Below are 796 nucleotides of genomic sequence, written 5' to 3' on the forward strand. Positions count from 1 at the left end.
ATCGTGCGCGCCAAGGCCGCCCTCGACAAACTCGACGTCGCCGAAGGCCTCGCCGAACTCGAAGGCTCCGCCGCCCGCGTCGCCGTTGACGAAAAGCGCATGATCAACTGCCGCGCCGACCTCAACCAACTCGTACCTTTCAAGTACGACTGGGCCTGGCAGAAATACCTCGACGGCTGCGCCAACCACTGGATGCCGCAAGAGGTCAACATGACCGCCGACATCGCCCTGTGGAAAAACCCGGAAGGCCTGACCGACGACGAGCGTCGCATCGTGATGCGCAACCTCGGCTTCTTCTCCACTGCCGACTCCCTGGTTGCCAACAACCTGGTCCTGGCCGTGTACCGCCTGATCACCAACCCGGAGTGCCGCCAGTACATCCTGCGYCAGGCCTTCGAAGAAGCGATYCACACCCACGCCTACCAGTACTGCATCGAATCGCTGGCCATGGATGAAGGCGAGATCTTCAACATGTACCACGAGATTCCATCGGTCGCCAAAAAGGCTGCSTGGGGYTTGAAGTACACCCGTTCGATCTCCGATCCGAAGTTCGAAACCGGCACYGTCGARACYGATAAAGAGCTGCTGCGCAACCTGGTSGCGTACTACTGCGTCCTGGAAGGCATCTTCTTCTACTGCGGCTTCACCCAGATTTTGTCCATGGGCCGYCGCAACAAAATGACCGGCGTGGCAGAACAGTTCCARTACATCCTGCGGGATGAGTCGATGCACCTGAACTTCGGTATCGATGTGATCAACCAGATCAAAATCGAAAACCCGCACTTGTGGGATGCTG

General features: G+C 58.4%; 1 protein-coding gene. It reads left to right on the forward strand.

What is annotated here, in order from left to right; genetic code table 11:
• Positions 1–796, forward strand: a 796-nt coding sequence (locus tag JV201_RS22125; RefSeq protein WP_257903248.1) for a ribonucleotide-diphosphate reductase subunit beta, incomplete at both ends; no start/stop codon positions are given.

Origin of the sequence: Pseudomonas sp. Colony2 (assembly GCF_019382755.1) — a bacterium.
Lineage (GTDB): Bacteria > Pseudomonadota > Gammaproteobacteria > Pseudomonadales > Pseudomonadaceae > Aquipseudomonas.